The following is an 834-nucleotide window of genomic DNA, read 5'->3' on the forward strand; positions in this document are numbered from 1 at the left end:
GGCCAGGTTCTGATGCATGGAAAGCAGGTTGACGTTTCCTCGGTTCAGAAGGCCATCAAGGCGGGTATTGCCTACGTGACGGAAGACCGGAAAGGCAACGGTTTGCTCCTCGACGACAACATCAAGCGAAACATCACGCTTGCGAACCTTTCCGGGGTCTCCAAATTAGGCGTCGTCGACGAGCACGAGGAGATAACGGTTGCGACTGATTTTCTAAAGAAGCTTCGAATTCGCGCTCAAGGCGTCACCCACGTCGTTGGCAACCTGTCGGGCGGAAACCAGCAGAAGGTCGTGTTGAGTAAATGGCTGTTCTCTGAACCGGAAGTGCTGATTCTCGACGAGCCCACGCGAGGCATCGATGTGGGAGCGAAGTACGAGATTTACAACATCATCAATCAGGCGGTTGCGGCAGGTAAGTGTGTGGTCATGATTTCCTCGGAAATGCCCGAACTTCTTGGCATGTGTGACCGTGTTTATGTCATGAACGAAGGCCGGTTCGTCGGCGAATTCACCGCAGAAGAGGTCTCGCAGGAAAAAATCATGCGAGCGATTATGCGAAATGGAGGTATCGAAAATGCGTAAGGCACTCTCTCCCGTGGCCGCCGAAGGCACCGAGGTCAAGAAAAGCGAAGTTTTTGGTGTGGTCAAGCGTATTGGCAGCGAGTATGGACTGCTTCTTTCGCTCGTCATCATCATGGTGTTCTTCCAGATTTCGACGAGCGGCGTACTGATGCAACCGCTCAATCTGACCAACCTGGTGCTTCAGAACAGCTACATCGTCATCATGGCCCTTGGAATGCTCATGGTGATTGTTTCAGGCCACATCGACCTCTC

The 834-nt window shown here is 52.8% G+C and carries 1 protein-coding gene and 1 pseudogene; both read left to right on the plus strand.

The window, feature by feature from the left end; all coding sequences use genetic code 11:
• On the plus strand, window positions 1–582 hold a 582-nt coding region (locus tag GNZ13_RS28735), incomplete at its 5' end, for an ATP-binding cassette domain-containing protein (RefSeq protein WP_172170879.1).
• Window positions 575–834, plus strand: a pseudogene (locus GNZ13_RS28740) (sugar ABC transporter permease); the annotation flags it as partial. The gene GNZ13_RS28735 and the pseudogene GNZ13_RS28740, both read left to right, overlap by 8 nt.

Source organism: Paraburkholderia elongata (assembly GCF_013177735.1).
Lineage (GTDB): Bacteria > Pseudomonadota > Gammaproteobacteria > Burkholderiales > Burkholderiaceae > Paraburkholderia > Paraburkholderia elongata.